This is a genomic window from Microcoleus sp. Z1_B2, from assembly GCF_036700325.1.
GTDB lineage: Bacteria > Cyanobacteriota > Cyanobacteriia > Cyanobacteriales > Microcoleaceae > Microcoleus.
Genome location: NZ_JAUBOQ010000025.1, coordinates 55,036 through 60,740 on the forward strand (window position 1 = coordinate 55,036; position 5,705 = coordinate 60,740).

The 5,705-nt window shown below is 41.0% G+C and carries 2 protein-coding genes and 1 pseudogene; 1 reads left to right on the forward strand and 2 read right to left on the reverse strand.

Annotated features, from left to right (window positions below; all coding sequences use genetic code 11):
- Together QT984_RS16360 and QT984_RS16365 are read right to left on the reverse strand one after the other, a co-directional pair.
- Positions 1–916: pseudogene (locus tag QT984_RS16360) on the reverse strand (calcium-binding protein); the annotation flags it as partial.
- A 253-nt stretch (positions 917–1,169) separates the two neighbouring features.
- The gene (locus QT984_RS16365; RefSeq protein ID WP_333212294.1) at positions 1,170–2,357 is read right to left on the reverse strand and encodes a patatin-like phospholipase family protein; all 1,188 of its coding nucleotides are present in this window, start codon (positions 2,355–2,357) and stop codon (positions 1,170–1,172) included.
- A gap of 314 nt (positions 2,358–2,671) precedes the next feature.
- On the opposite strand from QT984_RS16365, the gene QT984_RS16370 reads away from it, so the two are divergent.
- On the forward strand, positions 2,672–4,690 hold the full coding sequence (locus QT984_RS16370; protein WP_333212292.1) for an NB-ARC domain-containing protein: 2,019 nt from the start codon (positions 2,672–2,674) through the stop codon (positions 4,688–4,690).
- Positions 4,691–5,705: the final 1,015 nt, after the last annotated feature.

A 5,705-nucleotide genomic window follows, 5' to 3' on the forward strand; every position in this document is an offset into this window, starting at 1 on the left:
CTGTCGATGTTCCGTTACCGCCACTGTTCGACGATGATCCGGTGTCACCACTCCGGGGGGTCAAAGTGACAGTATTGCCCGAAGAAGTGCTGACCTGTAAGCTGTAATCAGCAGAGGAAGCTAATGCAGTTTTACTGCTGACACGGATTCTGTATTCAGTATTTGCTTGGTACGGGACAGAAAGCAGCGCATTCTTACCACCGCCACCGTCATCATTGAAGTCAACAACTTCCCCAGTATTAGCGTTGACAACTTCCACATAAGGGTCAAAGCCATTTGTCGTGCTGCTGAGGGAAATTTTGATCGGTTCGCCCACCGAGGATATTTTGACTTGAAATTCATCAGCAAGTGTGCTGCCACTACTGGGAGCCTTGACCGGAAAAGTAAAGTCTTTGGCGCTCTCCAATTTACCAGCGAAGGTGATAGAGTTGCCCGTTAGAGGGCTGCTGCTGAAGTTGCTACCTCTCGCAACTAAACTAACATTACCATTAGGAACGCTGGCCCGCAAACTGTAGGGATAAGTAGACGACGGGCTGGTAAATGAATTCACGCTGGTGACGCGGACTTTGTACTTGGCGCTGCCGTCAATTGTCAAAGAATTAGGAATTGCCGGATCGTCAAATAAATCAATATTTCCGGCAGGCTGACCGGCTTCAATCAATGAGTTTAGACTCTCTGAAGATCCATCGTCTGAATCAGCAACCACCCGACCCGTATTGACATCTATAACTTGCAGAAACGGATCATATTTGCTGTTTCGATCTGTAGTTGTAAGAGCCAGCTTGAGTGCTTCCCCGATCGCATCTGTATTCAAGTCATATTCATCAGCCCGGGTGAAGCCACTAAGTTCAGGGGGAACTGGAAAAATAATGTCATTGTTATCCAATTGACCAGATTTTATATCAGAAGTAGCCATGGTAGTTTACCTCAAGAATTAAAATTTGTTGAAATGAATGATGTTGGAATTTCTGTAACTCAACATCAATATCGACTAAAGAAACCAGGTTTTTTACTGAATCTGTGGCCTTCAACGAAGTATTTTCGTAAAAAACCCAGTTTCTAGGACTTTATGCGTAAGTCAGATCGAAATTAGTGGGCTAATTTCTCTCAGAGAATGCCAGAAATCCTTGCAGGGGAAGAAATTTTCTGATCTTGACTCAATAGTGCTCTTACGATTGACTCAAATGAGGAATTACCTCCCGCATAGAATCCAAGAAGGAATGATGCGATGTCAGAGATTTAACAAGCTTACTCATATCCTCCTTGCATTCCTTAGTTTTAAGGAATTCTTCTGCTATCTCAACCAATAAATAGAGATTATCTGGATCGGCACTAAAAGCCTTGACATTCTCTGTCAGAAGCGGTTGAAAGCGGAAGTATTCGCTCTCTCCCTCAAGTAATTCTTTGGCAACATAATCATTGGCATCATTTGAACCATCAAACAATACATCTAGCATCGGGATACCTTTGACTATACTTACCCAATTCAAGCTACCCCACTCTTTCGCTTCTTCAACTGTAATCCGATTCAAAGCCATACCAGAACCAAAAGAAGCGACTACAGAAGGAAAATCTTTAAATTGTTTGCGTCCTTCGGCGATCGCACAAAGTACAGGGTTATTGGCAACAACACCGCCATCAATTAAAGGGATACCTTCATCCGGGATTTTTATAGTTGTCTCTTTCCCTGCTTTGGTAGCTGTTGTTGCCTTTACTTTAAGAGATTTAAGAAATTCCTTATTCTGGGTAACGTGAGCCGGAAAAGCCATAGGTGCAGCGCACGATGCTCTACAAACTTCCCACACTGGCATTGTTTTATACTCTTCTCGATAGTTCTTGAAGATTACAGCATCGTGATTATAGACATCGTAGCTTGGGATGACTACTAATTTTGGCAATTGACCAAATTCCTGACAGCCAAATACACTTTTGATTACCTCCTCCAGACCTTTGCCATCGGAGAAAGGTTGAAGCATAAATTTCTTGTCATTCTTATCTTCTTGACAAAATAGATGTAAAGGATCTAATTTGCTGAAGTCAATATTTTCCTGAATCACCTCACCCAACCAAACTTTCAAAGTCTCTTTGAAATTAGGAAAAATTTTCATGCCATTTTCTAGGTAAAATCCCTTCAGTTGTTTGGCGGAAAGTCCACTAGCTATTCCGCAAGCAATGAGGCTACCTGTGGAAGTTCCGGCAATGATATCAAAGTAATCTTTTAATTCCTTTTCGGGATTCTTTTCCTGTAGCTCTTCTTCTAGCTTTTCTAGCAAAACCGCCGTTAAAAGACCACGAATTACGCCACCGTCAAAAGAAAGAATATTGTATGGAGATTTTGGAGGTTTATGGGTGAACATTTCAGTTCCTCTCTGAATGATAGGTTGTTAATTTAGTGAATCGATACTAATTTCCAAAGTGTTCGTGATAAGAGAAGGTGTTACATAGTTGGCAATTTACAGATTTTTTTCATACTTACCTTATGCTCACGAGTCCTTTAGTTCGTAGTTACACAATAACCTTCTGACCTCAACCTCCACAGTGGGAAAAAGTCAGAAAAGGCCAGAAGTTTATATGAAGATTTGATAAATAAAGTAAAAAAAAGTAACAAGAGTTAGAAAAAGTGATAGTCTATAAGAGTAATTACTTAGTCACTGTTTTACACTTACAGCTAATGACTCTCGAAGAAGCCTTAGCCATTTTAGACACCCTACTCAAACCAGGCCACTTAAACGACGTTCAAGACCTAGTATTCCGCCAATCTTGGCAAGGACAGTCTTATCAAAACATGGCGGATACATCAGGATACGATGCCGACTACTTAAAAGATATTGGTTCCCAATTATGGCGAACAATTTCTTTGGCATTGGGAACTCAAGTCACAAAACGCAATATTCACTCAATCCTTGAATCATGTACACGCCCGTCTCCAGATAAAACACCGACAACAACATCACCCCATTTGCCCGATTGTTGGGCTAATTGTCACCTTTGGGAAGCTTTGGGCTTAAAACGTTATCCAGAGGAACAAGCGATCGCCTTCCCAAATCCTTCCTTAGTAACAAAAACCCACCACAATTTATCAGAGGCGATCGACGTTTCTATTTTCTACGGCCGTACTCAAGAATTAGCTACCCTTAAACATTGGATTTTACAAGATCGTTGCCGCTTAATTACCCTGATCGGTATGGGCGGGATTGGCAAAACTGCTTTATCGGTAAAGTTAGCAGAAGAAATTCAAAGTGAATTTGAATTTGTCATCTGGAAAAGCCTGCGAGATAGTTCACCTTTACCCGAAGAATTAGCTAAAATTATCCAATTTTTATCAAAGGAGCAAAATCCCGATTTACCCCAGGTTGTAGGCGAACGCATCTCTCTTCTTATCAAGTATTTACAGCAGCATCGGTGTCTGATTATCCTTGATGATTTAGACTTCCTTTGCCAGAGTGGTAGCTATGCAGGCACTTACCGCGACGGATTCTCTAACTACAGCCAACTTCTGAGACAAATTGCTGAAACCAATCACCAAAGTTGCGTGCTAATTGTCAGCAGAGAAAAAGCGAGAGAAATTGCATCTTTAACCGGAGCAACTTTACCCGTCCGATGCTTGCAACTTCAAGGTTTAGCACCATTCGCAGCCAAGGAAATCCTCAAACTTAAGTCTTTAATAGGAACCCCTGCTGAAGAAGCGGAACTAATAAAATGCTACCAAGGTAATCCTATAGCTTTAAAAATAGCAGCGAGTTCCATACAAGATTTATTTGCGGGAAATATTCGAGATTTCTTTGAACAAGAAGAAACTATTTTTAATGGCATTCGCCTTTGGTTAGATGAACAATTTAATCGCTTATCTCCGATAGAGAAACAAATTATTTACTGGTTAGCCATTAACCGAGAACCAGTTTTGCCTACAGAACTTCTAAATGATATCGTCCCGCCCGTTTTCCACGCAGAATTATTAGAAAGCTTAGAATCTCTCCAGTGGCGCTCTCTCATTGAAAAAGCCGCAATTCAAGTCCCGGAAAAAAGTATTTTTGGCTTCACTCAGCAGCCATTAATCAGAGATTATATCACAGAAAAAATAATTGAGCAACTATACCAAGAAATTACTAGAGAAGAGTGCAATAGTTCTACATCCTCTTGTTCCTTATTTCCTTTTATTCAAAACTATGCTCTGATTAAAGCTACAGCCGAAGAGTCGGTCAGAAAAAATCAAATTAGCGCCATTGTTACGCCTTTAATTTCCCGACTCCTAGTTACGTACAACACCACCGAAAAGTTAGCCGAAAAACTCAATTACATTTTAATCAAATTAGCAGAGCAGGGTGTAGCACCCGGATATGGGGCTGGTAATATCTTCAATTTATTATGTCAACTTCAACTAGATTTAACGGGCGCTGATTTTTCTGATATCACTATTTGGCAAGCAGATATGAGGGGTGTTAATCTGTACAAAGTTAACTTTTCTGGATCTAATTTGGCCAAATCTGTTTTTAGTACACCCATAGAAAATAGTCATAATTTAGTTAGAGATGACCGCGAACAAACCATTGAATTTTCAACTGTTGAAATGGAGAAGTATGACAAAAATCTCTCCCCTTCAAGAATTTATGAAGGCATGAATATCAAGGGCGTTACAGGTTTAACTCAAGGGCAAAAATCCTTGCTAAAAGCTTTAGGTGCTGTTGAGTAAGCTGCCCAATTATTTAAGTTGGCAACTAAAACGTCCAGATGTTCCGATGTTTATCGTTTAGTTGGTGGGTAATGCTGTGGGGCTAGACCACCCTAAAGCGCTTGTGACATTTCCTAAGTCTTGCGGGTTCGTAACAGTTTGTTACAAACCTAGTTAAATCTATAGGATTTAACCTAAAATGATTACAGGTAAAGCCACCGCAAACGCCAAATCGTAAAACGCCCAATCGTAAGCAGTTCTTTACCGAATATGACAGCCAAGACAACATTTTTGTTGAATCATTGAGGCGGATTTTGATTGACAGAGAAAATGGGATGCAAGCCCCGTCCTTTTAGGACGGCTTTATGCTATAGTTTAATTGGTTGAAATCCCCACCTAAGATTGCAGCGATATATACTCATCTTGAGTTGAAACCGGGACTGATCCAGTAATAGGGAAAGACCCAAGGGCAATGGTTAAAATCCAACCTGGAAGCAAAACAAAGTATTGTTAATGTTTTTTAAACAAAACGATACATATAGTCGGGATAGGGCATTGCCACGACTTAAAATGAACATGGAGGCGCTCGTAAGACTACTTCGGTAGCATTGGTCGATGAAGTGTTAAGAATCCTCTCGCCTTTAGGCAGGGGAGTATGTCAAAAAAGTAATTCCCCACTAGGTTGAGGGAATAGGGGGCTTGCCGTTTAGCATCTGGGTGCTAAATTCACTCAAAATGTCGATCGCTAGCAATCTCTAGTTTTTAACCCGCGGTTGCTCAATCATTTTCATGCTCAGCAATTGCCGATCGCTCAGAAACCCGGATTCTCTCCTACTCGATTGAGAGAGAAACCCGCTTGCTCAATCATTTTCCGGCTTTGAGCAATTGTCCTGAGCTCAGAAACCCAGATTCTCTCATACTCGATTGAGAGAGAAACCCGCTTGCTCAATCATTTTCCTGCTTTGAGCAATTGTCCTGAGCTCAGAAACCCAGATTCTCTCATACTCGATTGAGAGAGAAACCCGCTTGCTCAATC

Bases quoted from the DNA above. Each gene is read 5' to 3' on its own strand.
- QT984_RS16365 (WP_333212294.1), bottom strand. From the start codon at position 2,357: ATGTTCACCCATAAACCTCCAAAATCTCCATACAATATTCTTTCTTTT.
- QT984_RS16370 (WP_333212292.1), top strand. From the start codon at position 2,672: ATGACTCTCGAAGAAGCCTTAGCCATTTTAGACACCCTACTCAAACCA.